This window comes from Streptomyces sp. NPDC017225 (genome assembly GCF_044331465.1).
Classification (GTDB): Bacteria; Actinomycetota; Actinomycetes; order Streptomycetales; family Streptomycetaceae; genus Streptomyces.
The window spans coordinates 385,821-410,164 of sequence record NZ_JBIRNE010000003.1 but is presented as its reverse complement, the minus strand read 5'-3'; the positions used below and the strand labels follow the sequence as shown (position 1 = coordinate 410,164).

At 71.0% G+C, this 24,344-nt stretch carries 24 protein-coding genes and 1 pseudogene; 15 read left to right on the top strand and 10 right to left on the bottom strand.

Annotated features, from left to right (window positions below; all coding sequences use genetic code 11):
- Positions 1-2 precede the first annotated feature (2 nt).
- Together ACH4NX_RS09110 and ACH4NX_RS09105 are read left to right on the top strand one after the other, a co-directional pair.
- Positions 3-332, top strand: coding sequence for a hypothetical protein (locus ACH4NX_RS09110; RefSeq protein ID WP_398127792.1), 330 nt, complete (start codon positions 3-5; stop codon positions 330-332).
- A 244-nt stretch (positions 333-576) separates the two neighbouring features.
- On the top strand, positions 577-876 hold the full coding sequence (locus tag ACH4NX_RS09105) for an NIPSNAP family protein (protein ID WP_351388470.1): 300 nt from the start codon (positions 577-579) through the stop codon (positions 874-876).
- On the opposite strand, the gene ACH4NX_RS09100 is transcribed toward ACH4NX_RS09105, so the two are convergent.
- The 3 genes and pseudogenes from ACH4NX_RS09100 to ACH4NX_RS09090 form a co-directional block, all read right to left on the bottom strand.
- Positions 877-1,245: a hypothetical protein gene (locus tag ACH4NX_RS09100; RefSeq protein ID WP_398127818.1), complete on the bottom strand. Its 369-nt coding sequence runs from the start codon at positions 1,243-1,245 to the stop codon at positions 877-879. It lies immediately after the preceding gene.
- Positions 1,246-1,248: 3 nt separating this feature from the next.
- A pseudogene (locus tag ACH4NX_RS09095) lies at positions 1,249-4,266 on the bottom strand (AAA family ATPase); the annotation flags it as partial.
- A gap of 350 nt (positions 4,267-4,616) precedes the next feature.
- Positions 4,617-5,075 carry an ATP-binding protein gene (locus tag ACH4NX_RS09090; RefSeq protein ID WP_398127791.1) on the bottom strand — a complete coding sequence of 153 codons (459 nt, stop codon included), beginning with the start codon at positions 5,073-5,075 and terminating at the stop codon, positions 4,617-4,619.
- 167 nt (positions 5,076-5,242) lie between these two features.
- On the opposite strand from ACH4NX_RS09090, the gene ACH4NX_RS09085 reads away from it, so the two are divergent.
- Complete coding sequence (locus ACH4NX_RS09085) at positions 5,243-6,115, top strand: helix-turn-helix transcriptional regulator (RefSeq protein WP_351388478.1); 873 nt, start codon at positions 5,243-5,245, stop codon at positions 6,113-6,115.
- Positions 6,112-6,297, top strand: coding sequence for a DUF397 domain-containing protein (locus ACH4NX_RS09080; RefSeq protein WP_351388480.1), 186 nt, complete (start codon positions 6,112-6,114; stop codon positions 6,295-6,297). Before ACH4NX_RS09085 ends, ACH4NX_RS09080 begins: the two co-directional genes overlap by 4 nt.
- A gap of 94 nt (positions 6,298-6,391) precedes the next feature.
- On the opposite strand, the gene ACH4NX_RS09075 is transcribed toward ACH4NX_RS09080, so the two are convergent.
- Positions 6,392-6,775, bottom strand: coding sequence for a hypothetical protein (locus ACH4NX_RS09075; protein WP_398127790.1), 384 nt, complete (start codon positions 6,773-6,775; stop codon positions 6,392-6,394).
- Complete coding sequence (locus tag ACH4NX_RS09070; protein WP_351388485.1) at positions 6,775-7,266, bottom strand: hypothetical protein; 492 nt, start codon at positions 7,264-7,266, stop codon at positions 6,775-6,777. Before ACH4NX_RS09070 ends, ACH4NX_RS09075 begins: the two co-directional genes overlap by 1 nt.
- Between ACH4NX_RS09070 and ACH4NX_RS09065 the strand changes: the two genes are divergently transcribed.
- On the top strand, positions 7,242-7,664 hold the full coding sequence (locus tag ACH4NX_RS09065; RefSeq protein ID WP_398127817.1) for an RNaseH domain-containing protein: 423 nt from the start codon (positions 7,242-7,244) through the stop codon (positions 7,662-7,664). The genes ACH4NX_RS09070 and ACH4NX_RS09065 overlap by 25 nt on opposite strands.
- Positions 7,665-7,806: 142 nt before the next feature.
- Here the strand turns inward: ACH4NX_RS09065 and ACH4NX_RS09060 are convergent, their stop codons facing one another.
- Positions 7,807-8,856 carry an LLM class flavin-dependent oxidoreductase gene (locus ACH4NX_RS09060; RefSeq protein WP_398127789.1) on the bottom strand — a complete coding sequence of 350 codons (1,050 nt, stop codon included), beginning with the start codon at positions 8,854-8,856 and terminating at the stop codon, positions 7,807-7,809.
- 350 nt (positions 8,857-9,206) lie between these two features.
- Between ACH4NX_RS09060 and ACH4NX_RS09055 the strand changes: the two genes are divergently transcribed.
- From ACH4NX_RS09055 to ACH4NX_RS09045, 3 genes are all read left to right on the top strand, one after another.
- Positions 9,207-10,223 carry a glycoside hydrolase family 11 protein gene (locus ACH4NX_RS09055; protein WP_398127788.1) on the top strand — a complete coding sequence of 339 codons (1,017 nt, stop codon included), beginning with the start codon at positions 9,207-9,209 and terminating at the stop codon, positions 10,221-10,223.
- A 45-nt stretch (positions 10,224-10,268) separates the two neighbouring features.
- The gene (locus ACH4NX_RS09050; RefSeq protein WP_398127787.1) at positions 10,269-11,273 is read left to right on the top strand and encodes a polysaccharide deacetylase family protein; all 1,005 of its coding nucleotides are present in this window, start codon (positions 10,269-10,271) and stop codon (positions 11,271-11,273) included.
- A gap of 133 nt (positions 11,274-11,406) precedes the next feature.
- Positions 11,407-12,138, top strand: coding sequence for a hypothetical protein (locus tag ACH4NX_RS09045; protein WP_351388497.1), 732 nt, complete (start codon positions 11,407-11,409; stop codon positions 12,136-12,138).
- A gap of 454 nt (positions 12,139-12,592) precedes the next feature.
- Here the strand turns inward: ACH4NX_RS09045 and ACH4NX_RS09040 are convergent, their stop codons facing one another.
- Both ACH4NX_RS09040 and ACH4NX_RS09035 read right to left on the bottom strand, forming a co-directional pair.
- Complete coding sequence (locus tag ACH4NX_RS09040; RefSeq protein WP_351388500.1) at positions 12,593-12,943, bottom strand: MazG-like family protein; 351 nt, start codon at positions 12,941-12,943, stop codon at positions 12,593-12,595.
- 50 nt (positions 12,944-12,993) lie between these two features.
- Complete coding sequence (locus ACH4NX_RS09035; RefSeq protein ID WP_398127786.1) at positions 12,994-13,536, bottom strand: DoxX family protein; 543 nt, start codon at positions 13,534-13,536, stop codon at positions 12,994-12,996.
- Positions 13,537-13,681: 145 nt separating this feature from the next.
- Here ACH4NX_RS09035 and ACH4NX_RS09030 point away from each other — a divergent pair, with 145 nt between their 5' ends.
- Both ACH4NX_RS09030 and ACH4NX_RS09025 read left to right on the top strand, forming a co-directional pair.
- Positions 13,682-14,008: a nuclear transport factor 2 family protein gene (locus tag ACH4NX_RS09030; RefSeq protein WP_351388505.1), complete on the top strand. Its 327-nt coding sequence runs from the start codon at positions 13,682-13,684 to the stop codon at positions 14,006-14,008.
- Positions 14,009-14,184: 176 nt separating this feature from the next.
- Positions 14,185-15,180, top strand: coding sequence for an aldo/keto reductase (locus tag ACH4NX_RS09025; RefSeq protein ID WP_351388507.1), 996 nt, complete (start codon positions 14,185-14,187; stop codon positions 15,178-15,180).
- A gap of 114 nt (positions 15,181-15,294) precedes the next feature.
- On the opposite strand, the gene ACH4NX_RS09020 is transcribed toward ACH4NX_RS09025, so the two are convergent.
- Positions 15,295-16,125 carry an SDR family oxidoreductase gene (locus ACH4NX_RS09020; RefSeq protein ID WP_398127785.1) on the bottom strand — a complete coding sequence of 277 codons (831 nt, stop codon included), beginning with the start codon at positions 16,123-16,125 and terminating at the stop codon, positions 15,295-15,297.
- A gap of 132 nt (positions 16,126-16,257) precedes the next feature.
- Between ACH4NX_RS09020 and ACH4NX_RS09015 the strand changes: the two genes are divergently transcribed.
- On the top strand, positions 16,258-17,910 hold the full coding sequence (locus ACH4NX_RS09015; RefSeq protein WP_398127784.1) for an alkaline phosphatase D family protein: 1,653 nt from the start codon (positions 16,258-16,260) through the stop codon (positions 17,908-17,910).
- On the opposite strand, the gene ACH4NX_RS09010 is transcribed toward ACH4NX_RS09015, so the two are convergent.
- Entirely contained in the window at positions 17,897-18,940 is a 1,044-nt protein-coding gene (locus ACH4NX_RS09010; protein WP_351388516.1) for a Gfo/Idh/MocA family oxidoreductase, read from the bottom strand. The two genes, ACH4NX_RS09015 and ACH4NX_RS09010, sit on opposite strands and share 14 nt — an antisense overlap.
- A gap of 106 nt (positions 18,941-19,046) precedes the next feature.
- On the opposite strand from ACH4NX_RS09010, the gene ACH4NX_RS09005 reads away from it, so the two are divergent.
- From ACH4NX_RS09005 to ACH4NX_RS08990, 4 genes are all read left to right on the top strand, one after another.
- On the top strand, positions 19,047-20,552 hold the full coding sequence (locus ACH4NX_RS09005) for a multidrug effflux MFS transporter (protein WP_398127783.1): 1,506 nt from the start codon (positions 19,047-19,049) through the stop codon (positions 20,550-20,552).
- A gap of 77 nt (positions 20,553-20,629) precedes the next feature.
- Positions 20,630-21,688, top strand: a complete 1,059-nt coding sequence (locus ACH4NX_RS09000) for a serine hydrolase domain-containing protein (RefSeq protein WP_351388520.1) — start codon at positions 20,630-20,632, stop codon at positions 21,686-21,688.
- Between the two features lie 160 nt (positions 21,689-21,848).
- Positions 21,849-22,868 carry a small ribosomal subunit Rsm22 family protein gene (locus tag ACH4NX_RS08995; protein ID WP_351388523.1) on the top strand — a complete coding sequence of 340 codons (1,020 nt, stop codon included), beginning with the start codon at positions 21,849-21,851 and terminating at the stop codon, positions 22,866-22,868.
- A 24-nt stretch (positions 22,869-22,892) separates the two neighbouring features.
- Positions 22,893-24,317 (top strand): sensor histidine kinase, encoded by a 1,425-nt coding sequence (locus ACH4NX_RS08990; protein WP_398127782.1) that lies wholly within the window; start codon positions 22,893-22,895, stop codon positions 24,315-24,317.
- The last annotated feature ends 27 nt before the right edge of the window (positions 24,318-24,344 follow it).

The following is a 24,344-nucleotide window of genomic DNA, read 5'->3' as shown; positions in this document are numbered from 1 at the left end:
GGGTGGTGAAGACGCGGATCAGTATCGACCTGGAGCGAGACCAGGCCGAACGCATCAGAGAGCACGCGGAATTGGCGAGCATGGATGTCTCGGCGTACCTGGTGCACGCCGCCATGTGCCAGATGGCCGAGACTGAGGCCGTAGTGAAACAGTTCGCCGAGGTGGACGCGTTCATCGCCCGGGCGGAGCGGGCAGCGGACGGACTGCCCGCCGTACCCACTCAGGAATCAGGCGCGGAACTGACGGAACAGGAACGCCGCGAGGTCGAGGAGGCCCTCGGCCTCGCCCACGGCCTCGACCGGCACGGCTGCCGCCCGGGGCTCCCTGCGTGAGGGCACGGGCGCAGGGCTACGACACCGGCATGCGGTTTGCGCATCGCACTCGCCGACCGAAAGGCGAAGCAGTGGCTTACCACCAGTGGCTGCGGATGCTCCCGCACCGCGCTGGTGCTCGGCCCTCGCCCAGGCGTGGCGCGCACAACCGGCAGGAGCAGCGTCCTGGAGAACGCCTCGCGGCTTCCACTGATGTACCTAGGCTGGGGGTCTACGACAACCGAACGCCAGGAGGCCGTCCCTCATGCCCAGGACCACGCAACTGCGTACGTACACCGTTCGTGACGGCATGCTCGACGAGTGGGTCGAGCGCTGGCGGCAGGAGATTGTGCCGCTGCGGCTGAAGTTGGGCTTCACCATCGGAGGAGCGTGGGTGGAACGAGAGCGCAACCAGTTCGTGTGGCTCGTTTCCTACGACGGTCCCGAGACCTTCCAGGAGCGTAACGCGCTGTACTGGTCGTCGTCCGAGCGCGAGGCGATGAACCTCGACCCGGACGACTACCTCATCCACACCGACGACCGTACGGTCGAGCAGGTCCACTGATCACGGGTGGTCGAGCGGCAGCATGTGGTGCCGCCGCTCCTCCTCCGTGAGCGTGCGGAAGACCCGCCTCCTCGCGAACGCCTCCAGCCGGTCGTAGTCCGGTTCAGCGGGCCACACCCGGGCTGTCCCGTCGGCGGACCCGGTCAGCAGCTGTGTGCTGTCGCGCGACCACGCCACCGAGGTCACTTTGTCCTGGTGGACGCCGACGACACCAGCCTCCTCGAAGGTGGCCGCGGACCACACCCGTACGGTGCGATCGTCACTCCCCGTGGCGACATGCCTGCCGTCGGGCGACCAGGCGACGGCACGAACCCGCCCCTCATGCCCCTTCAGAACGTCGATGCGCCGCCCTGTGACCGCGTCCCACACAGCGGCCGTCCAGTCGCCTGAGGCCGTGGCGACGCGTGCCTCGTCCGGGGACCATGCGGCGTCCTCCACGTAGTTGTCGTGCCCTCGCAGGACAGTGAACTGCCGGCTGTCATTGGTATCCCACAGCCGGCAGGTCCGGTCGTCTGAACAGCTGGCGAGCAGCCGCCCGCTTGGTGACCAGGTCGTGCGGCCCACCCAGTCCTGGTGATCCTCGAACTTCATCAGTTCGGTTCCGTCCTGCGCCGACAGGATGCGTACGGCGCCATCGTGCCCGCCGGTCGCGATCCGTCGGCCGTCCGGGGACCAGGCGACACCCTCGACGACCTCTCCGCGCTGCTCGAAACGTGTGTGGCCCGTACCGTCCATGACCCGGAACAGCCCGTCATTGGTGCTGAGCGCGAGCCGGTCGCCGTGCGGCGAGCAGGCCACACTCCAGACGCGGTCCCCCAGCCTCACCGCGGGCCCGACGGGAGTGCCCGTCACCGCGTCCCAGATCCGCACGTTGCCGTCGTCGGAAGCGGTGGCGACGCGGCTGCCGTCGCCGGACCACGAGGCCTCGTTCACCGGGCCGTCGTGCCCGTCGACGAGCGTGGTCTCAGCGCCGTGCGGACGCAGGTCCCACACGATCCCGGTGCCGTCGGCCGAACCAGTGGCGAGCTGCGTGCCGGTGGGGGACCAGGCCACTCCCCACACGGTGTCGGTGTGTCCGCGCAGCACGGCCAGGACCTTCGCGTCCTCGGCGTCGACGACGCGCACGGTCCGGTCGGAGGAGGCGGATGCCAGCATCCGGCCGTCCGGCGACCAGGCCAGGTTCCACACCTAGTCGGTGTGTCCGCGCAGCAGAAGCCGGAGCGCGCCCGTCTCCACGTCCCAGACACGGGCGGTGTGATCACCGGAGCCGGTCGCGATGCGGCGCCCGTCCGGAGACCAGGCGACGCCCTCGACGAAGTCCGTGTGCCCCGCCAGGGTCACAGTGGCCGCTCCCGTCGCCCGGTCCCACACGATCACCGTCTGGTCGTGGGATGCGGAAGCGAGAAGGCTGCCGTCCGGCGACCATGCGACACCCCAGACATCGTCGTCGTGCCCACGCAGCTCATGCACGAGCCGACCGGTCGAGTGCTCCCAGACACGTACCACGCGGTCCTTGAACGTGGCGGCGACGTGCAGTCCGTCGGGCGACCAGGCCACCTGCCTGCCGAGGTCCCCGGCTCCAGTGAGCAGCCGTACGGGCTCTCCGGATACGGCGTCCCAGATCCGTACGACATGGTCCCGGCCAGCTGTGGCCACCTGGGCCGAGTCCGGTGACCAGGCGACGGACTCGACCATCGCGCCGTCGGACGGCAGGACCAGCACGGGCCGTCCCGACCGGGCGTCGTAGACGCGGGCCGTACCGTCCCGGGACGCCGTTGCCAACAGCCGTCCGTCCGGTGACCAGGCGATGTTGCGGACCGTGTCCGTGTGCCCGTCGAGCCGGGTGCGCAGGTGGCTGGTGGCCAGCGCCGCCATCAGACCCCGCCGTGCCAAGGGTGTCGACGTGCACTCGCCGAGCGCGGCCAAGGACAGCAACAGGGCACGCTCGGGTTCGGTCTCGGCGCTGCCGAGCACCTTCCGGCCGATGCCGTCGGACACACGACTCAGAAAGGCGATGTCCCGGCGCTGCGAAGCCTCGACGAGCGCCCGGGCAGGCGCCGACGCCTGACCGGTCTCGTCCAGAGCATCGAGCCACCGCCGCGCCACGGTGAGCCGTTCGCCGATGAGGAGGTAGTCGGTACTGCGTCCGGATCTCTCCCAGTCCCCGGCCCACCGCTCCAGCTCGGCGCGCTCCCGTAGCCGTTCGGTCCGCGTCTCGACCTCCTGCCGCAGCGGCGCCCACTGCCGGAACAGGGCCTCGTGCGTCACCTGCGCGTACGGCTCCTGGCCGACGGACGCATCTCCGCGTACGTCGGACCGCAGCAGCCGGGCATCGATGAACGCGTCCACCACATGCCGCTCACGATCGGTGAGGTCCGACAGCGGCACGTGCCGGCGGGCGACATCCTGCCCCTCCACGGTGACGAACTTCAGCAGCACCCGGAGTACGAAGTCGATGGTGTCGCCAGCACCGAGACCGGCCACGGTGTTGTCGGCCTGCCGCGCCAGCGCACCCGGCACGCCGCCGAGCCGCTGGTAGAGCTCCTCGGTGACCGTTCCGCCGGGGCCGGAGGCGAAGTACAGCTCCTGGAGGAGGTAGGCGAGCAGCGGGAGGGCGTCGTCGGTGCCCGTCTCGTTCACGATCGTGTCGACCACGCCGGGGGCGAAGGAGAGGCCGACCAATGCACCGGGCGCCTCTACCACCTCGGCGAGCTGTGCCCTGCCCAGAGTGCCGATCGCGACGGGATGCTGGAAGAGTTCGGCATGACCGGTGCCGAGAAGCCTCCCGAGGAGGTCCACGCGGAGCGTGGCCAGTACCCGGACCGAAGAGTCCTGTTCCAGACAGGCACGCAGCGAGTCGAGGAAGTGGGCTCGTTCGCGTTCGCCCCCGAGGGTGACGAGTTCTTCGAACTGGTCGACGACGAGGAGGGTCCGCCGAAACCGCCCGCTGCGCAACCGGGCCAGCTCGGACCGCAGGGCATCCGGCCCTTGGCGCAGCCGCCGCAGTACGGCGCCGGCCGTTTCCGGTTCTCCGGCGGCGGTCGCGAGCGACGCGGCCAGAGCGCCGAGCGGACTCGGCCCGGGTGAGAACGGAGGGACGACAGTCCAGCGGCGCTCTCGCAGCCGGGGCAGCAACCCCGCCCGCACGAGTGAGGACTTCCCGCTGCCGGACGCCCCGGCCAGCAGCAGGAACCGGTCGGAGGGCCGCGTCGCGGTGGCGTGCAGCCTGCGCGTCAATTCGGCGACCTGTGCCTCTCGGCCGAAGTAGACGGCCGCCTCGTCCTCGTCGTACGCGTCCAGGCCCGGATACGGGACCCGGTCGCGTGGCCAGTCGGCCCGCGGCGGCGCGGGATTCTCCAACCGGTACACCACGACCTGGCCGACCACCATGGCCACCACCAGCAGCCCGATCGCCGGAACAGAGAAGCGTTGGATGACCTCCAGCGCCCACGGCGCGTCATCCGTGCTGGTGGCGTAGTTGGTGGTGATGCCGAGTAAGCAGGCGATCAGTACCAGCACGACCTGAAGTGCCACCTGCATCCGATGCCTCATCCGGCACCACTCACGACCGCACCACTGCCCGCCGACACGACCCGCCCCCGATCTACCGGCCTCGAAGAACCGGCATCACGTTCCCTTGGCCCTCGCTGTGGACGTGAGGACTCGTGACCATCTTCCGGGGCGGGCAGGACTCGATCAACGGTGTGAGCCGGATCCGGCCACAGCGGGGCCGCGCCAGATCAGGAGGTTGACGGGTCCGGGCTCTCGCAGTCGCACTCGGCCCAGACCGTCTTGCCGCCGGGTGGATACGGCTCGACGCCCCAGCGGTCGGCGAGTGCGGTGACCAGGAGAAGACCACGGCCCGACTCGGCATCCAGAGACCTCTCGCAAGCGACGGACGACGACGGCAGGCACTCACCCCGGGCGTCGGTGACGCCGATGCGGAGCAGGCCGGCCGTGGTGTCGAGGACGAGGGTGAGCCGGATGTCACGGCTGTTGACCCGGCCGTGCAGAGCGGCGTTGGCGGCGAGTTCGGCGACGATCTGCTCGGCACGCTCGGTGACGCTGTGCGATACCGGCCACGCGCGGAGCTGCTCGGTGGCGAGGAGACGGGCCAGCCGTGCCCCGCGCCGGGTGGACGACAGAAGCTGGGCGAACGTGCGTACGGTGAGGCAAGCTTGGGATGCGGTGGCGTTCATGAGGCCACGGTGACGGGTGCGCGGAGCGTGTTCCACAGATGCGTTCCGTACGCTGCGTCAGCGTACGGGCACATTCCGTGGACGGTACGACGGTTCATACGTCACGCTGGGTGTCGTTGGGTGTGGCACGGCGAACAGCGCGGGTACGGAACCGGAGGTGGCCGCGGATGACCGACGGCGGTGTGGTGGACGACGACGGCATGCCGTGCGGCGAGGCGGACCGGGAACCCGACCCCTCGGACAGCCTGCGGACGTTCGGAGCGGTCCTGCAGGCCCTGCGCGAACACGCGGGGTACAGCAGGACGCAGTTCGCGGACCTGGTGAGCTTCTCCAAGCACACGGTCGAGTCGGTGGAGCTGGGGCGCCGGATGCCCGACGTGGCGCTGGTGGAGCGCTCCGAGGAGGCACTGGGCAACACGGGGGCGCTGCGACGGTCGGCGAAGCACGTGACACGGGGGCGCGGGGATGTGGGGCTCGCGGCCTGGTTCCGGCAGTGGGCTCGGCTGGAGCGGGTGGCGGTGAGTCTGTGCACGTATGAGTGCCGACTGGTGCCGGGGTTGCTGCAGTCGGAGGGGTATGCGCGGGCTCTGTTCGAGAACCGCATTCCGCTGCTGACCGACGAGCAGTTGGAGGCTCAGGTGGCGGCGAGGCTGGACCGGCAGAGGATGCTGCTGGAGCGGCCCACTGTTCCCTTCCATTTCATTGTGGAGGAGGCGGTATTCCGACGCAGGCTGGGCGGTCGTGACGTGCAGCGTCACCAGCTGGACTACGCGCTGGAGCGCACTGCGCCGCGCAACGTGACGCTGCAAGTCATGCCGTTGGAGGCGGAGTTCCATGCCTGCATGGACGGTCCCGTACGCCTCTTGGAGACGCCGAAGGGACGACGGTTGGCATACTCCGAAGGGCAAGAGAACGGCCGGTTGATCTCTGACCCGAAAGAGGTGAGTCTCCTCTGTCAGCGCTATGACACACTGCGCTCGCAGGCCCTGAACCCCAAAGACTCCCGGGGCTTGCTGGAGCGACTCCGAGGAGAGCTATGAGCACGACGGAACTGGCCTGGTTCAAGTCCAGCTACAGCGGCAGCTCGGGTGACGACTGCATCGAGGTCGCTGTCTCCGGACAGGCCGTGTGCGTACGGGACTCCAAGGACGTGACGCGCCCTCGCTTCGACATCGGCCACGAGGGGTGGTCGCGGTTCGTGGGGTTTGTGACGGAGGGCTGAGCGGTGTGTGGGTACGCCAATACGGTTGTGGCGTGCCCACACGCGCTGGCCTTCTAGGAGTTCATGGAGTCAAGGTGCCTGTTGAGACGTCTTCTCAGCCTGTGGGCCTGTCCACCAGGTCTCCCCTGCTGCCGATCTCTCCTGCCGACCAGGGCTCGCCGAGCAGGAGTAGCCCCTTGTTCATCAAGATCTCCACGGCCCGATAAGGCTCCGCGAGAACACCGGGCTCGGGGTAGTAGATCTTGACTGCCTCGGCCATCAGACCGTCGGGGTCAAGGCCGCCGGTGTCGTAGTTGCTCCCGCCGCGGGTGCCAGGAGTACGGATCAGGTCGACCTGGTTTTCGATCGCATAGGCGAAACCGAGACGTACTCGGTCCGCCAACTGCGTGTCCTTCTCCGAAATACCTAGCCAGTGGAGGAGATCATCTGCGGCCTGGGCCGCCTCAATGGTGAGCGAGATGTTCCTGAGATCAGCCATCAGACAGCCGCCCTCCGACATTCGATCACAGTGTGCTTGGAGCTTCGCCGCTCCAACTGGTACTCGGCCACCAGATTGCCGCCTAGGGCGTGGAGCGCGGCTCCTCGATCAAACTCTCCGTCGAACGAGAGCAGGATCACCTGCCTCGCCGTTCGTGGCGGAGCGGCGACGACGTGCGCCGTGTTTTCGGTATCCAGGCGACCGAATGGGTAGTCCATCACCACTGGTCCTCGTACCGCTGTGCTGTCTTGGAGGGCGGCAATCAGAGACAGGGCCACGAGATGCTCGTACCCTGCGGATCGCCTCACGACTTCGCCATCCTTGTCAAGGATCTCAAGCCCGTAGCTGTCGGTGATGCGCAGCCCTACGTAGTCGGGTTCGGACGCCAGGACGCGGAAGATTTCTGAGGCGTGCTTTTCGACGCGGCGACGAAGCTTTGTTCTGTAGGCGTCGATCGATTCGCTGAATAGATCGCGGAGCCTCGGGCACACAGCCGAACCTCACCAACGACGACGCCAAGCTGACCCCGCACACCAACGCCTCGGGCAACAACGCCCACCGGCCGACGGTGAACGCCTGGAACCCGGACCTCCTGGAACTGACCGCGGCGTGTCTCCAGCCCGGTGACGAGGCGGAGGCATGGGCGGCTTTCGTACACCAGCAGCGCTTCAGCGAGGACTACCGTGCCGGTCGGGAGGGCTTGGCTCTGCCCCTGATCTTGCATCTTGCGCGACTCGCCGACGACTACGCCCTGCCCCACGAGGTCGAGGACGCGCCGGACACCACCGCGCCGCGGGTCGCCGCCACGGGGGAGCACGTCTCGTCCAGCCAGCTGGCGTTCGATTTCGATCTTACTGACGAGGAAGACGGTTCGTGTCCCGACTCCTGAGAGAGAAGGGGGCCGGCCAGAGTCCCGTGCACGGAGCTCCGGCCACGTCGGCGCCGAGAGCCCGCCACGCCACAGCGACGTTCGGTGGGCTCGTTGTCCGCTGTGTCACTCCCGCGCTGAAGGGGACGACATTCTCGGCCCCTCACGCGAACGCCGGCATCACCCGTTCCGCGATGAGGCGCAGCTGTGTGTCCACGTCCGCCGCCTTCGGCAGGTCGCGGCCCGTGAAGGTCTTCACCAGGGTGCGGTCGGTGATCGCGCAGATCATGTGGTTCACGCCGCTGGGGGCGATGTCCCGTTCGATCTTCTCCCGGCACTCTTCGGGGGTGCCCGCGACGGAGAGGCGCTCGGCGATCTCCGGGGTGGTCAGTTCGATGCCGCGTGCCAGGTCGCCGGCGCCGATGGCGTCGATGACCGGCTTCAGCTCGGCCGGGTCCATGCCGTTGCGGAGGAGTTGTTCCTCGGGCATCGAGGAGGCGTAGATGCCGACCATGCTGCGTGCCGCCTCCTTGGCCGCCGCCGAGTCGGGGCCGGTCGCGAAGACCACCCAGGCTCCGATGTCCAGGGACCGCCAGTCCTTGCCGGCGCGCTCCGCGCCCGCCCGGATGTGGTGCACGGCGTAGTCGTAGGCCTCGCGGGTGTAACTCAGTGCGTGGTGGCAGCCGTCGGACAACTCCCCGGCGGCCTCGAAGGACTTCGGCCCGCGCATCGCGCCGAGCTTCAGTGGCAGTCGGTCCTGCACGGGGCGGGCGAACGTGAACAGGCCGTCGTAGGAGAAGAACTCGCCGTCGTGCGTGATGGCGCCCTCGTCGAGGAAGGTGCGCATCACGTGCAGGGCTTCCTTGACCCGTGACAGCGGCCTGGTGCGAGCCCAGTCGATGCGGTACTGGGCGAGCAGGCCGAAGTTGCCGCTGGACAGGACGCCTTCGGCGCGGCCGTCGGACAGTTCGTCGAGTGTGGCGAGGGCCTGTGCGATCAGGGTCGGCTCGCGCAGTGTCACCGGGGAGACGCTCGGGCCGAGGCGGATGCGGCTCGTGCGGCCGGCGGCCGCCGCGAAGAGGAGCCACAGGTCCTTGTGCCAGGTCTCGTCGGCGGCGTAGCAGGCGTGGAAGCCGAGTTCGTCGGCGAGCCGGATGGACTCCAGGGACTCGGCCAGCGGGTAGTCGGGGAGCATCGCGTAGCTGAACTTCACGGGCGACACCTTCCGGTGCGGGAAACGGTGTGCGGCTGTCTGGTGCTCTGCCTTCCCGAGGATTGAGGTACGGCTCGTCCTTGTCCAGAGGGCCGGTTGGCGGCGAAAGTTTCGACAGGTCGTTCAGTGATTTCTGATCACTCTTCCGCGTGACACTTCTTCGGGTTGGATGTTCGATCCGTACGGCCGGGCTGACCTGCTCTCGCGTTCGGTGCGCGAGCGTCGGCGCCGGGCCGAAGGTTTCGAAACATCTACCGAAAGTGTTGACGGTTGACGAGTGCAGGCCAACACTGGCGCCGTTGTCGCACCCTCACGAGACCTCACGACCCTCACGAGAGGAAGCACCCGCCATGAACGTGCTCGTCCACCCCGGGCGTCGCAGAAGCGGCCCCGTCACGCTGCTCGTCAGAAGCGCGTGGGCCTTCGCGCTGGCCGCGCTGGCCGCGCTGATGCTGCCGGGCACCGCCCACGCCGGCACGGTCGTCACGACCAACCAGGAGGGCACCAACAACGGCTACTACTACTCGTTCTGGACCGACAGCCAGGGCACCGTCTCCATGGACATGGGCTCCGGCGGCCAGTACAGCACCTCGTGGCGCAACACCGGCAACTTCGTCGCCGGCAAGGGCTGGAGCAACGGCGGACGCAGGACCGTTCAGTACTCGGGCACCTTCAACCCGTCCGGCAACGCGTACCTGACCCTCTACGGGTGGACGTCGAACCCGCTCGTCGAGTACTACATCGTCGACAACTGGGGCACCTACCGGCCCACGGGTGAGTACAAGGGCACCGTGACCTCCGACGGTGGCACCTACGACATCTACAAGACCACCCGCCACAACGCGCCCTCCGTCGAAGGAACCCGCACCTTCGACCAGTACTGGAGCGTGCGGCAGTCCAAGCGGACCGGGGGCACCATCACCACCGGCAACCACTTCGACGCCTGGGCGCGGGCCGGGATGCCGATGGGCAACTTCAGCTACTACATGATCATGGCCACCGAGGGCTACCAGAGCAGCGGCAGCTCCAACATCACCGTCGGCGGTACGGGCGGCGGCGGTGGCGGCGACAACGGTGGCGGCGGCGACAACGGCGGGGGTGGCGGGTGCGCCGCCACGGTCTCCGCCGGGCAGAAGTGGGGCGACCGGTACAACCTCGACGTCTCCGTCAGCGGGTCCAGTGACTGGACGGTGACGATGAACGTGCCGTCCCCGGCGAAGGTCCTGTCGACCTGGAACGTCAACGCGAGTTATCCCGGTGCGCAGACGTTGACCGCCAGGTCGAACGGCAGCGGCAACAACTGGGGCGCCACCATCCAGGCCAACGGCAACTGGACCTGGCCCTCGGTCTCCTGCAGCGCGGGCTGACCCGGACACGGACACAGACACGAGCAGAGGGGAGGACTCACTCGTATGCGCATCACACCTCGTCAGTCCCTGCGTTCCCTGGTCACCGGGGTGGCCGTCGCCGCGCTGGCGGTCGCGGGCACCGTCGCCGCCGACGCGGGCCCGGCGCGAGCCGCCGCCTGCGACGGCTACGTCGGACTCACCTTCGACGACGGCCCCTCCGGCAACACCCGGGCCCTGCTCGACGCGCTCGGGCGGAACGGGCTGCGGGCCACCATGTTCAACCAGGGCCAGTACGCGGCCCAGAACCCGTCCCTGGTCCGGGCGCAGGCCGACGCGGGCATGTGGGTCGCCAACCACAGCTACACCCACCCGCACATGACCCAGCTGAGCCAGTCGCAGATGGACTCGGAGATCTCCCGGACCCAGCAGGCCATCGCCAGCGCGGGCGGCGGTACGCCGAAGCTGTTCCGCCCGCCGTACGGCGAGACCAACGCGGCGTTGCGGTCGGTCGAGGCCAAGTACGGGCTGACCGAGGTGATCTGGGACGTCGACTCGCAGGACTGGAACAACGCCAGTACCGACGCGATCGTGCAGGCCGCCTCCCGGCTGGGCAACGGCCAGGTCATCCTCATGCACGACTGGCCCGCCAACACGCTCGCGGCCATTCCGCGCATCGCGCGGACCCTGGAGAGCAAGGGCCTGTGCTCCGGCATGATCTCCCCGCAGACCGGCCGCGCGGTCGCCCCCGAGGGCGGTAGCGGGGGCGGCGGCGGTGGTGGTGGTGGCGGAGGCGGTGGAGGTGGTGGCTGCACCGCCACTCTGTCCGCCGGGCAGCGGTGGGGGGACCGGTACAACCTTGACGTCGCGGTCAGCGGGTCCAGTGACTGGACCGTGACGATGAACGTGCCGTCCCCGGCTAAGGTCCTGTCGACCTGGAACATCAACGCCAGTTACCCGAACGCGCAGACGCTGACCGCCAGGTCGAACGGCAGCGGAAGCAACTGGGGCGCCACCATCCAGGCCAACGGCAACTGGACCTGGCCCTCGGTCTCCTGCAGCACGGGCTGACCCGGGCCCGGAGCTCGGCTGTGGCACGGTGGCCTCGGCCGCCGTGCCACACGCGTGCCGGCCGGCCCCAAAAGCACGTGCGCGCCCCCGAGGAGCCGGGATACGTTCATGCCTGTTCGAAGGGGGGACCGACATGGCGAAGCTGAACCAGATCATCGCTGTCGAAAAGGGCGTCAAGAGCAAGTCGCTCCAGGACGTCACCGCGGCGCACCAGAAAGTGCGGAAGCCGGCGCTGCTGGCCGGGATCTCGCGTACGTACCAGCCGAAGGACGAGGAGGGCGAGCAGCTGCCGCCCGAGTCCACGCGGGTGCAGGTGCAGGCCGAGGACGTGCTGCGTGAGATGGCGGCGTCGCTGACGCGGCTGTTCGACGTGACGGCGACGAAGGACTGGGCGAACTGCGCGGCCCGCGCGGACGTCACGGTCGACGGGCGGACGGTCGTCGCGGACGTACCGGTCAGCTACCTGCTCTTCCTGGAGAAGCAGCTCACCGACCTGCACTCCTTCGTCAAGAAGCTTCCCACGCTCGACGCCGCCGAGTCCTGGGCCCAGGACCCGTCCACGGACTGGTGGAAGACCGACCCGGTCCGCACCATCCGGACGAAGAAGGTCCCGCGCAACCACGTCAAGGCCGAGGCGACCGACAAGCACCCGGCGCAGGTCGAGGTGTACTACGAGGACGTGCCCATCGGGTACTGGACGACCGTGAAGTTCTCCGGAGCGCTTCCGGCGCGGCGGGTGAACGAGCTGCTGGAGCGGGTCGAGAAGCTCCAGCAGGCCGTGAAGTTCGCCCGCGAGGAGGCCAACGGCGGCGAGGTGACCGACCAGCGGGTCGGCGACGCGGTGTTCGGCTACCTGTTCGGCTGAGGCACAGGCCGCCCGGACACGGGTAGCCTCCACAAACGCCCCCGCGTGCGAGCGCGGGGGTGCGCGACAGGCGCGGGCCGGACTGAGGACCGGTTCGCGCGGTGAGCGCAAGCTGAAACTGAGGTTCAGCCTGAAGTGGCGCGGGCGGCGATCGCCCGGGCCGTCAATCTCAGACTCTCGCTCCAGCTTCAGCATCGCCGCCGATCGCCGGACCGACCGGGGACGGACGAACGCCGTCGGATGCGAGTTCGACTCTCGCCTGCACCTCTCACCTGGTGCGGTAGTTCAAAGGAAGAACACGACGGCATGATGACTGATCCGTCCTCTTAAACGCCGCCGGCGTGCGCAATTGGGTGGCATCCCCAGGGGCCCGGGAGCTGGATACGACTCCCGGGCTCCGTCACGTTCCGGCTCCGCCGGGCCGGGTGAGCAGCCGTCGACGGCGGCGGCTCGATCAGGCTCCCGGCGTGCCCAGTGACCGCCTCGCCACCCGCTCCAGATGCCGCCCGAACACCTCCCGGGCCTTCGGTGTCAGCGTCCGCAGGTTCACCAGTGCCGTGATCGCGACGTCGCACAGTTCCGCCTCAACGTCGTCCCACGTGTGGGTGACGCCCTTGCGCGGGTTCTGGCCGGTCGCGCCGATCACCGCCTCGGAGACCTCGCCGACCTCCTCGGACAGCTTCAGCATGCGCAGCAGGAAACCTTCCCTGCCGTCGACGGGCTCGTCCGCCTCCAGCCACTTCCACAGGGCGTCGACGGTGGTCCAGAGGTCGGCGGGCGCGCTGCCGTGATGGTCGTCGTTCATGCGCGGCAGCCTGCCACGGGCGGCCGGGGACGCGGTACGCGGTCGCCGTGTCAGTCGAACAGAGGTTCCTGCTCTCCCTCCGCCGCCTTCCGTACCCGCTTGTTGCGCGCCCCCACGATCACCGTCGTGGCCGCGGCCGTCGCCGCGAACGCCACCGGGACCATCCAGTTCCGGTTGACGGTGTGGCCGAGCGCGTGGTCCAGGGAGAGGCGGCCCGGGCCCGTGACCGCGAGGCCGACGGCCGTCAGGCCGAGCGACGCCGCGTACTCGTAGCCGCCGGCCTGGGCGAAAAAGCCGTTCGGGGCGTGCACCGCCGCGGCGCCCGCCATCGCCCCGGCCGCCGCCGCACCCGCGGCCGGGGTGGCCAGGCCCAGCGCCAGCAGTGCCCCGCCGCCGGCCTCCGCCAGGCCCGCCGCGGTGGCACTGGCCCGGCCCGGCGCGTAGCCCATGGCCTCCATGGCCTCGCCGGTGCCCTCGATCCCGCCGCCGCCGAACCAGCCGAGCAGCTTCTGCGCGCCGTGTACGGCCAGGACGCCGCCGGTACCCAGCCGGAGCAGCAGCAGCCCCAGATCACGCCGGTCAGAACAGTTCACGTCGACTCCCTCGCAGACAGCGGCGGCTCACCTCCCCACCGTCGCCCGCCCGCGTCGCGCGGGCCCGCTCCGGGCGCCGTTCGGGTGGTGGGCCGGGTGGCGGGCCGGGTGGCGGAGGTCCGGGGGCGGTGTGACGCTGGCCGGCATGACCATTCAGACCACGCGACTCAGCGACCCGGCCGTCCGCGCCTTCGTCGCCGCCGTCAACGCCCACGACCGCGAGGCCTTCCTCGCGCTGCTCGCGCCGGACGCCACCATGGCCGACGACGGGGACGACAGGGACCTCGACCAGTGGATCGACCAGGAGATCTTCTCCTCCCACGGTCATATGGAGGTCGACAACGAGTCGAACGGCGGGCGGGCCCTCATCGCCCGCTACAGCAACGACACCTGGGGCGAGATGCGTACGCGGTGGAGCTTCACCGTGGGCGAGGACGGGCGGATCGCGCGGTTCGAGACCGGGCAGGCGTAGCCCCCCACCCGCACGCCGGGCTCCGGTCCGCGACGGGCCGCGTCGGACCGCGTCGGTCCGCGTCGGACCGCTTTTGACCAGACCGAAGCAGCCCCATCCTCTTCGCTCCGGCCGCGTCCGTTTCGGTCCGCTCGGGCCTTGCCTTCGTGTGCGCTTCAATTCCTAGAGTCCCCGGCATGGAAAAGAACGGGACCACCAGAACCCTCGGCCGCAGCGGTATCGAGGTCAGCGCGCTCGGGTTCGGCTGCTGGGCGATCGGCGGGGAGTGGCAGGACACCGACGGGCACCCGCTCGGCTGGGGCCGCGTCGACGACGAGGAGTCCGTACGGGCGATCCGGCGCGCCCTCGACCTGGGCGTCACCTTCTTCGACACCGCCGACGTCTACGGCACCGGACACAGCGAACGCCTGCTGGGCCGCGCCCTCGGCCGGCGGCGGGACGACGTGGTCGTCGCCACCAAGTGGGGCCTCGTCTTCGACCCGGACACCCGCACCCTCACCGGCGTCGACGACTCACCGGCGTACGCCCGCAAAGCGCTCACCGCGTCGCTGGAGCGCCTGGGCACCGACCACGTCGACCTCTACCAGCTGCACCTCGGCGACGTCGATCCACAGCGTGCGGCGGAACTGCGTGACGTCTGCGAGGAGTTCGTACGGGAAGGACTCGTGCGGGCCTACGCCTGGAGCACGGACGACCCCGAGCGCGCCGCCGTGTTCGCGGCCGGGGAGCACTGCGCGGCCATGCAGCACCGGGCCAACGTGCTCCAGGACGCGCCCGAGATGATCGCCCTGTGCGAGGCCTCGGGGCTGGCGAGCGTCAACCGCAGTCCGCTCGCCATGGGGCTGCTCAGCGGCGGACACGCGGGCAGCCGGGCCCTGGAGTCCGGGGACATCCGCAGCAGGCCGCCCGCCTGGCTGCCGGGGTTCAGGGACGGTGCCGGCGCCGACCCGCGGTGGGTGGCGCGGGTCGAGGCGCTCAGGGACGTCCTCACCGCGGACGGCCGTACGCCCGCCCAGGGCGCCCTGGCCTGGCTGTGGGCACGCAGCCCGCGCACCGTGCCGATCCCCGGGTTCCGTTCCGTCGCGCAGGCCGAGGAGAACGCGGGCGCGCTGGCCAAGGGGCCGCTCAGCGGTGAGCAGATGGCGGCCGTCGACCGGGCCCTGGGCCGCTGACACGGGCGGTGGTCCTCGCGGCAGCCGTTCCGCCCACCGGTGCGTGTCCCGCGGTCCCACGCGGGAACCACCGCATTCGGTGGGGCGGAACGGCGAGGGCGGCGCGTGGGACGCTCAGCCCCGTCCCACGTACGGCATCGCCGTCGCCATGACCGTCGCGAACTGCACGTTCGCCTCGGGCGGCAGCTCCGCCATGTGCCGCACCGTGCGCGCCACGTCGGCGACGTCCATCACCGGCTCGGGCGACGTCTCCCCGTTGGCCTGGAGCGCGCCGGTCCGCATGCCGGCCGTCATGTCGGTCGCCGCGTTGCCGATGTCGATCTGGCCGACCGCGATGTTGTGGGGCCGGCCGTCCAGCGAGAGCGACTTCGTCAGGCCCGTCAGCGCGTGCTTCGTCGCCGTGTAGGCCACCGAGTGGGGGCGCGGAGTGTGGGCCGAGATCGAGCCGTTGTTGATGATCCGCCCGCCCCGCGGGTCCTGCTCCTTCATCTGCCGGTACGCCGCCTGCGCGCACAGGAACGCGCCGTTGAGGTTGGTGTCCACCACGTGCCGCCACGCCTCGTAGGGCAGTTCCTCGACGGGCACACCGCCCGGGCCGAACGTCCCGGCGTTGTTGAACAGCAGGTCCAGTCGTCCGAAGCGGTCGCGCACGGCGGCGAACAGGGCGTCCACGTCCGCCGGTCGTGACACGTCGGCGCGGACGGGGAGTGCCGTCGCGCTGCCCGGGGGTGCCAGGGCGGCCGTCTCCTCCAGCGTCTCGGGACGCCGGCCGGCGAGAGCCACCGACCAGCCCGCCGCCAGCAGTTCGACGGCGACCGCCCGGCCGATGCCGGACCCGGCGCCCGTGACGACGGCGACGCGCGGCGTCCTTTCCCCGCCGACGCGCGTCTCGCCGGAATGCTCCTGGCCGGCCTGTTCCCCGGTATTGGTTTTCACGGTGTTCATGAGTCGGCAGCGTACGCGTGACCGATCATGCGGAACTCATCCTTCCGATGTGAATTCGACATGTCCGCGCCAAGGGGTCGTCGTCCCCGGCCATTCGAATGCCCCTTGCAACCACCGCAAGGGGAGGAACGGATGACACCCGCGAACCACCAGCCCCGGCCCCAGCCCTCACACGCCCCCGAACTCCGTGCCGCCGCCCGGAAACTGGGCCGCCGCCGCTTCCTGACCGTCACCGGCGCCGCCGCCGCGCTCGCCTTCTCCGTGAACCTGCCGGGCGCCGGCACCGCGAGCGCCGCCGAACTCGACGCGGCACAGCTCACCGACGACCCCTTCACGCTCGGCGTCGCCTCCGGTGACCCGCAGCCCGGCTCCGTCCTGCTGTGGACGCGCCTGGCCCCCGTCCCGTACCAGGCCGACAGCGGGCTGCCCGCCAAACGCGTCGACGTCGGCTGGGAACTGGCCCTGGACGAACGGTTCCGTCGTGTCGTCAGACGGGGCAGAACCGCCGCCCACCCCGAGTTCCACCACACCGTCCACGTCGAGGTCGACCACCTCGCCCCCGGCCACGTCTACTACTACCGCTTCCGCGCCGGCCGCTGGGTCAGCCCGGCCGGCCGCACCCGCACCGCGCCCGCCGAGCGCGGCCGGGTGTCCGACCTCACCTTCGGCCTGGTCTCCTGCCAGCGCTACGACCAGGGTTACTACACCGCGTACCGGCACCTCGCCCAGGAGGACGTGGACGTCGTCTTCCACCTCGGCGACTACCTCTACGAGTACGCCGTCAACGACGTCGCCGGCTCCCGCGCCTATCCGGCCGGCACCCTGCCCGCCCTGTTCAACCGCGAGACGGTGACGCTGGAGGACTACCGACTGCGGTACGCCCTCTACAAGTCGGACCCCGACCTGCGGGCCGCGCACGCCGCGCACCCGTTCGTCGTCACCTGGGACGACCACGAGACCGAGAACAACTACGCCGACGAGACGCCGGAGAACAGCGTTCCGGCGGAGGAGTTCCTCATCCGCCGCGCTGCCGCCTACCGTGCCTACTGGGAGAACATGCCGCTGCGCCGACCGCAACTGCCCGACGGCGCCGACCTGCGGCTCTACCGCCGCCTGCACTGGGGCCGGCTGGCCCAGTTCGACGTGCTCGACACCCGGCAGTACCGCTCCAACCAGGCCTACGGCGACGGCTGGCAGTTCCCGGGGCCAAAGTCCGAGGACCCCTCGCGCACGCTGACCGGCGGCGCCCAGGAACGCTGGTTGATCAACGGCTGGCACCGGTCGAACGCCCTGTGGAACGTGGTGCCCCAGCAGGTCACCTTCTCCCGGCGCCACAACTCCACCACCCTGCCGTCGAAGGTCTCCATGGACTCCTGGGACGGCTACCCGGCCTCCCGCGAGCGGGTGCTGGCCGGCGCGCAGGCCGCCGGCGTCGAGAACCTGATGGTCCTCACCGGCGACGTGCACGTGCACTACGGCTTCGACATCAAGCGCGACTTCGACGACCCCGGGTCCCGGACCCTGGGCACCGAGATCGTCACCACCTCCGTCACCAGCGGCCGCGACGGCGCGGAGAAGCCGTCCAACTGGGACACCCTCATGGCCGCCAACCCGCACCTGAGGTTCTTCGACGGACGGCGCGGCTACACGACGGTGTCGCTCGGCCGTGAGCTGGCGCGCGCCGACTTCAAGACGGTGTCCCATGTGACCACCGAGGGCGCGCCGCTCACGACCGCCGCGTCCTTCGTGACGGAGGTGGGGGAGCAGGGGCTCAAGCCGGCGTGACGACCGGCGCGCCCGTCTCTTCCGGGTGCGCGCCCGTTTCTCCCGGGTAGCGGACGCCGACGCGGTTCCGGATCGCGTCGAGCGTCCGCATCACGGCCAGGGTGCCGTCGAGCGGGACCAGCGGGGACTCGGTCTCACCGGCGCGCAGGGCGCGCATCACCTCCCGGGCCTCGTGGTGGAGGCTGTCCCGGTGCCCGTCGGCCGGGTCGGCGCGGAACTCCTGCGGCTCCTGGCCGTCCCGGTGCAGGACGAAGCGGTCCGGGAAGAAGAAACCGTCCGGGACGTCGATACGGCCCTTGGAGCCCGTGATCGAGGCGGAGTTGGGCGTACCGCCGGTGATGGAGCAGTGCACCGAAGCGAGAGCACCGCTCTGGTAGGAGAGCAGTGCACCTGTCTGGAGATCGACGCCCTCCTCCGAGAGCACGGCTCGCGCCGCGATGTCCGACGGCTCACCGAGCAGCAGCTGGGCGAACGACACCGGGTAGACGCCCAGGTCGAGCAGCGCCCCGCCGCCCTGTGCCGGGTCCCGCAGCCGGTGCGCGGGAGGGAAGGGTCCGGCCAGTCCGAAGTCCGCCTGCAGACTGCGGACCTCGCCGATCGCGCCGTCGTCGACCAGTGTCTTCAGCCGTCGCACCATCGGGTTGCAGAACATCCACATCGCTTCCATCAGGAAGCTGCCGCTCCGGCGGGCGAGCGCGACCAGTTCCTCCGCCTCGCGCGCGTTCAGCGTGAACGGCTTCTCGCACAGCACGTTCCGCCCCGCCTCCAGGCACAGGCCGGCGGCCGTCCGGTGCGCCGAGTGCGGGGTCGCGACGTACACCACGTCGACGTCCTCGTCCCGCGCCAGTGTCTCCCAGTCGCCGTACGCCCGCGGTATCCCGAACCGCTCCGCGAACGCCTTCGCCGAGGCCTCGGTCCGCGAGGCCACCGCCACGACCTCCGCGTCCGGCAGATCGACCAGATCCGCCGTGAACCTCGCCGCCATACCTCCGGTCGCCAGAATCCCCCAGCGCACCTTCTGCCCGCTCACCGCTGACACCCTGCCCCACCCTCGCTCAGATTCGTTCGAGTCTGTTCGTTCAAGTCCGTACGAGCTGAGAGCATAGGTGCCGGATCTGTCGAACAGGGAGGGGCACATGCCCGAGCGCGGGCCGTCCATACGGCGCACGCCGCAACCGACCACCCAACAACCGACCACCCCCCACCAGGTCACCTCACATCAGGCCACCCCGAAACCGGCCGCCCCACAACCGCACACGCCCCACGCGGCCGGACCGGAGACGGGACCGGCCGCCCGCTCGCTGCGCGCCACCCGCCGCACCGGCCTGCTCGTCACCCTCATCCTCGGCAGCCTGACCGCCACGCCGCCGCTGGCGCTCGACATGTACCTCCCCGCGCTCCCGGAGGTCACCCGGTCCCTGGGCGCGCCCGCCGCGACCGTCCAGCTCACGCTCACCGCCTGCCTGGCCGGCATGGCACTCGGCCAGCTCGTCGTAGGACCGATGAGCGACAAGTGGGGCCGCCGCCGCCCGCTGCTGGCAGGCCTCGCCGCCTACGTCGTCGCCACCGTCCTGTGCGCGATCGCCCCCACCGTCGAACTCCTCATCGCCTTCCGGCTGGCGCAGGGGCTCGCGGGCGCCGCCGCGATAGTCATCGCCCGGGCCGTCGTCCGCGACCTGTACGACGGCATGGCCATGGCCCGCTTCTTCTCCACCCTCATGCTGATCTCCGGCGTCGCCCCGGTCGTCGCGCCGCTCATCGGCGGGCAGGTCCTGCGCATCACGGACTGGCGGGGCGTGTTCGTCGTGCTCACCGTGGTCGGGGTGGTGCTGGGCGTGACCGTCTGGGCCAAGCTGCCCGAGACGCTGCCGGCCGCCGAACGGCACGCGGGCGGCGTCGGCGACACCGTCCGCGCGATGCGCGGCCTGCTCGCCGACCGCGCCTTCACCGGGTACATGCTCGCGGGCGGCTTCACCTTCGCCGCGTTGTTCGCCTACGTCTCGGCGTCCCCGTTCGTCATCCAGGAGATCTACGGCGCCTCCCCGCAGATGTTCAGCCTGCTGTTCGGCCTCAACTCGATCGGCCTGATCGTCGTCGGACAGATCAACGGCAAGATCCTGGTCGGACGGGTCCGGCTGGACCGGGTGCTGGGCCTCGGCCTCCTGATCGTCATCGGCGCCGCGACCGCCCTGCTGCTGATGACCCTGGGCGTCTTCGGCGAGGTCGGCCTCGTGCCGGTCGCCGTCGCGCTGTTCGTGCTGATGTCCGCGATGGGCATCAGCATGCCCAACACCCAGGCGCTCGCCCTGATGCGGGTCAAGAAGTCCGCGGGATCCGCCTCCGCGCTGCTCGGCACGTCCTCCTTCCTCATCGGCGCCGTCGCCTCCCCGCTCGTCGGGATCGCGGGGGAGGACACCGCCCTGCCGATGGCCGTCGTCCAGCTGGTGGCGGCGCTGATCGCACTCGCCTTCCTGGTGGGGATGTGCCGTCCTGCCACGGGACGGGCGACAGTGCGTGCGGCAGAAGGCGCGGCGGGAAGTACGGCAGGAATCACGGCAGAAGGCACGGCAGAAGAAGGCACGGCGGGAAGCACCGCTGGAAGCACGGCAAGGCGTACGACCGGGGAGGGAGAGGAGAGCTGAGCGCTCCGAGGCTGCGCAGTGACACGCCGGAGCGGGCCGGGCTCGACCCCGAGCAGCTCCGCCGTGTCGTCGAGGAGGTGCACGACCTCACCACCGGCGAGCGTCCCTGGGCGGCGGGTGCCGTCGTGGCCGTCGGTCGCGGACCCGTGCTCGCCGTCGAGGAGGCGGCGGGCTGGGCCGTGCGCTATGCGTCCTACGACCCGCGCACCGACACGGGAGTGGAGCTGCCCGCCCCCTCCCGGGTGGAGGCGACCGTCGGCACGCCCTTCGACCTGGCTTCCCTCACCAAGGTGTTCACGGCGGTCGCCGCCGTGCAGCAGATCGAACGGGGCACGCTCGGCATCGACGCCGAGGTCGGCGCCTATCTGCCGGACTTCCGGGCGGCCGCCGCACACCGCGTCACCGTACGGCAGCTGCTCACCCACACCTCCGGGCTGCGGCCCGAACTCCCGCTGTACGACTGTGCCGACGGCGAGGACCGGCTGCGCCGGCTGCGCGAGGAGCCGCCGGTGGAGGTGCCCGGCACGTACTGCTACTCGGACCTGAACATGCTGCTCCTCCAGCAGGTCCTGGAACGCATCACCGGCCGCGGCCTCGACGTCCTGGTCCGCGACGGGATCACCCGGCCGCTGGGCATGACGGCGACACACTTCGGGCCGTGCCCGGGCGCGGCGGCGACGGAGTACCAGCGGCGGCCGTGGGCCAAGGCGGACCGCGGGATGCTGCGGGGCGTCGTCCACGACGAGAACGCGTGGGCGCTGGGCGGGGTGGCCGGTCACGCGGGGCTGTTCTCGACGGGCCGGGACCTCGCCGTCTTCTGCCGGGCGCTGCTCGCGGGCGGCTCGTACGGGCCCGCGCGCATCCTCGGCCCCGACTTCGTGGAACTGCTCCTGACCGAGCCGGGGCTCGGGTTCGCCCTCGACCAGCCGTGGTTCATGGGCGAGCTGGCGGGGCGTGGAGCGGCGGGACACACCGGCTTCACGGGCACGATGCTGGTCCTCGACCGGGCGACGGACACCTTCGCGATCCTTCTCGCCAATACGGTCCATCCCCGTCGCCGCGCCCCGGACAGCCGTCCCCGGGCGGCGCTGGCAACGCGGGTGGCGCGGGCCGTGCGGGCGGTGCGGGAGAACTGAGGTGCGGGGGGACCGAGGTGCGGGAGGACTGAGCTGTGCGGGAGGACTGAGGTGAGGGAGGACTGAGGTGAGGGAGGACTGAGCAGGGCGCCCGGAGGGCCCCTGTACGCCGTCGGCCCACTCGGCCCGACCCGTATGACCCGACCCGTAGAATCAACGGGTGAACGACCCCGCCAACCCCGCCGACGCCCTGCGTGCCGCCCTCGCCGGCCTGGTCGACGGGCTGCCGCCCCGGCAGGCCGCCCAGGCTGTGGAACGGCTGATCGCCAACTACCGCGGGGACACCCCGACCGACGCCCCGATCCTGCGTGACCGCGCCGACGTCGTCGCCTACGCCGCGTACCGCATGCCGGCGACCTTCGCCGCGGTGCGGTCGGCGCTGGCGGCTTTCGCGGACGCCGTGCCCGGGTGGGTGCCCGGGAGCCATGTCGACGTCGGCGGCGGGACCGGCGCGGCGACCTGGGCCGCCGGTGCCACCTGGGGCGGTGCGCGTCCGGTGACCGTGCTCGACTGGGCCGAGCCCGCGCTCGCCCTCGGCCGGGAGATCGCCGCCGCCCACCCCGCCCTGCGCGACGTACGCTGGCAGCGCTCTCGTATCGGAGCGGCGCTCACCATCGAGAGCACTGATCTCGTCACCGTCTCCTACGTCCTCAACGAGCTGACCGGCCCCGACCGCGCCGCGCTCGTCGACGCCGCCGCCACCGCCGCGCGGGCCGTCGTGATCGTCGAGGCCGGTACCCCCGACGGTTACGCCCGTGTCATCGAGGCCCGCGACCGGCTGATCGCCGCCGGGTTCCAGGTCGCGGCCCCCTGCCCGCACAGCGCCGCCTGCCCCATCGTGCCCGGCACGGACTGGTGCCACTTCGCCGCGCGGGTCAGCCGTTCCTCCCTGCACCGCCAGGTCAAGGGCGGCTCCCTCGCCTACGAGGACGAGAAGTTCAGCTACGTCGCCGCCACTCGCCTGCCGGTCGCCCCGGCCCCCTCCCGGGTGGTCCGGCGTCCGCAGATCCGCAAGGGCCAGGTCCTGCTCGACCTGTGCGAGACGTCGCCGTCCAGCCCGCACGAGCAGCTTCGCCGCCGGACGGTCACCAAGCGCCACGGCGACCTGTACAAGGCCGCACGCGACGCGGACTGGGGCGGTTCCTGGCCCCCGGCGGAGTCCAACCCGCCCAGCCAGTAAGGTCGTTGACTGAGGGAGGCGCGGATGGAGACACCACGGGACAGCACGGCCGGCGACCGGCTCCACGGACGGGGGGACACCGCCTCCGCCTCTCTCTCCGCCACCCCGTCCGCCTCCGCCACCCCGTCCGCCTCCGCCACCCCGTCCGCCTCCGCCACTCCGTCCGCCTCCGCCACTCCGTCCGCCTCCGCCACCCCGTCCGCCTCCGCCACTCCGTCCGTCTCCGCCACCGTGACCGCCACCCTCTCCGCCGCGCTCGCGGCGGTGCGGCAGCTCACCGGTGGTCTCGGCACGGCGGTCCTCGCCCTGTTCCTCCTCTGCGCGTTCACCCTCATCGCCCTGGCCTGCCTGGTCGGCGTCGGCCTGCTCATGGCCCCGGCGGCGCTGCGGGCGCTGCACGCCCTCGCCGCGACGGAACGGAAGCGGCTCGGCCGCTGGGGGCCCGAGATCGTCGCCCCCGACCCGCCGCCCACCCGGCTGCGGGTCGCCCTGGCCGACGGGACCACCCGGCGTGAGCTGCGCTGGCTGGCCCGGCACGCCACCCTCGGTCTTCTGCTGGGGCTGCTCGGTCTCCTGCTCCCGCTCTTCGCCGTCCGCGACATCACCTTCCCCCTGTGGTGGCGGCTCGGGCCCGGGGAGCCGACGGCCACCTCCGTGGGCATCGGTACCGCGCAGTCCTGGCCGGACGCCGTCGCGGTGGTGCTGCTGGGCGTGGGCTGGATCGCGATCGTCCTGGGGCTGGGGCCGGGCATGGCGGGGTTGCAGGCGGGCCCGGGGCGGCGGTTGCTGGTGGCGGGTCCGGGTACGGATCTGTCGTTGCGGGTGGCGGAGCTGACGGCGACGCGGGCGGCGGCGTTGGACGCGCATGCGACGGAGTTGCGGCGGATCGAGCGGTCGTTGCACGACGGTGCGCAGAACCGGTTGGTGTCGGTGACGGTGTTGCTGGGTGCGGCGCGTCGGATGGCGGTGCGTGATCCCGCCGGTGCTGACGCGCTGCTGGAGCGGGCGCAGTCGGCGGCGGAGGAGGCGTTGGGGGAGTTGCGGGCGGTGGCTCGGGGCATTCTGCCGCCGGTGCTGGCGGATCGTGGGCTCGCGGGGGCGTTGTCCGGGCTGGCGGCGGACTGCGGGGTGCCGTGCCGGGTGGAGGCGGACGTGCCCGAGCGGTGTGCGGCGTCGGTGGAGGCGACGGCGTATTTCGTGGTGGCGGAGGCGCTGACGAACGTCGCGAGGCACAGTGGCGCGGGGCGGGCGGCGGTGTGGGTGCGGGGGCGTGGTGGGCGGCTGCGGCTGGTGATCGAGGATGACGGCCGGGGCGGTGCGGACGAGGGCGGGGGTTCGGGTCTGACCGGTATCCGGCGTCGTGTCGCGGCCCATGACGGCACCCTGCGCCTGGCCAGCCCGCCCGGCGGACCGACGACCCTGGAAGTGGACCTCCCCCGTGGAACATGAAGTGGACCGTGGCACGACCGACGGCGC

Excerpts from the sequence above, each read along its gene's own strand:
- ACH4NX_RS09045 (WP_351388497.1), top strand. The coding sequence starts at position 11,407 with ATGGCGAAGCTGAACCAGATCATCGCTGTCGAAAAGGGCGTCAAGAGC.
- ACH4NX_RS09050 (WP_398127787.1), top strand. The coding sequence starts at position 10,269 with ATGCGCATCACACCTCGTCAGTCCCTGCGTTCCCTGGTCACCGGGGTG.
- ACH4NX_RS09005 (WP_398127783.1), top strand. The coding sequence starts at position 19,047 with ATGCCCGAGCGCGGGCCGTCCATACGGCGCACGCCGCAACCGACCACC.
- ACH4NX_RS09030 (WP_351388505.1), top strand. The coding sequence starts at position 13,682 with ATGACCATTCAGACCACGCGACTCAGCGACCCGGCCGTCCGCGCCTTC.
- ACH4NX_RS09040 (WP_351388500.1), bottom strand. The coding sequence starts at position 12,943 with ATGAACGACGACCATCACGGCAGCGCGCCCGCCGACCTCTGGACCACC.
- ACH4NX_RS09105 (WP_351388470.1), top strand. The coding sequence starts at position 577 with ATGCCCAGGACCACGCAACTGCGTACGTACACCGTTCGTGACGGCATG.
- ACH4NX_RS09025 (WP_351388507.1), top strand. The coding sequence starts at position 14,185 with ATGGAAAAGAACGGGACCACCAGAACCCTCGGCCGCAGCGGTATCGAG.
- ACH4NX_RS09055 (WP_398127788.1), top strand. The coding sequence starts at position 9,207 with ATGAACGTGCTCGTCCACCCCGGGCGTCGCAGAAGCGGCCCCGTCACG.
- ACH4NX_RS08990 (WP_398127782.1), top strand. The coding sequence starts at position 22,893 with ATGGAGACACCACGGGACAGCACGGCCGGCGACCGGCTCCACGGACGG.
- ACH4NX_RS09090 (WP_398127791.1), bottom strand. The coding sequence starts at position 5,075 with ATGAACGCCACCGCATCCCAAGCTTGCCTCACCGTACGCACGTTCGCC.
- ACH4NX_RS09020 (WP_398127785.1), bottom strand. The coding sequence starts at position 16,125 with ATGAACACCGTGAAAACCAATACCGGGGAACAGGCCGGCCAGGAGCAT.
- ACH4NX_RS09015 (WP_398127784.1), top strand. The coding sequence starts at position 16,258 with ATGACACCCGCGAACCACCAGCCCCGGCCCCAGCCCTCACACGCCCCC.
- ACH4NX_RS09075 (WP_398127790.1), bottom strand. The coding sequence starts at position 6,775 with ATGGCTGATCTCAGGAACATCTCGCTCACCATTGAGGCGGCCCAGGCC.
- ACH4NX_RS09080 (WP_351388480.1), top strand. The coding sequence starts at position 6,112 with ATGAGCACGACGGAACTGGCCTGGTTCAAGTCCAGCTACAGCGGCAGC.
- ACH4NX_RS09085 (WP_351388478.1), top strand. The coding sequence starts at position 5,243 with ATGACCGACGGCGGTGTGGTGGACGACGACGGCATGCCGTGCGGCGAG.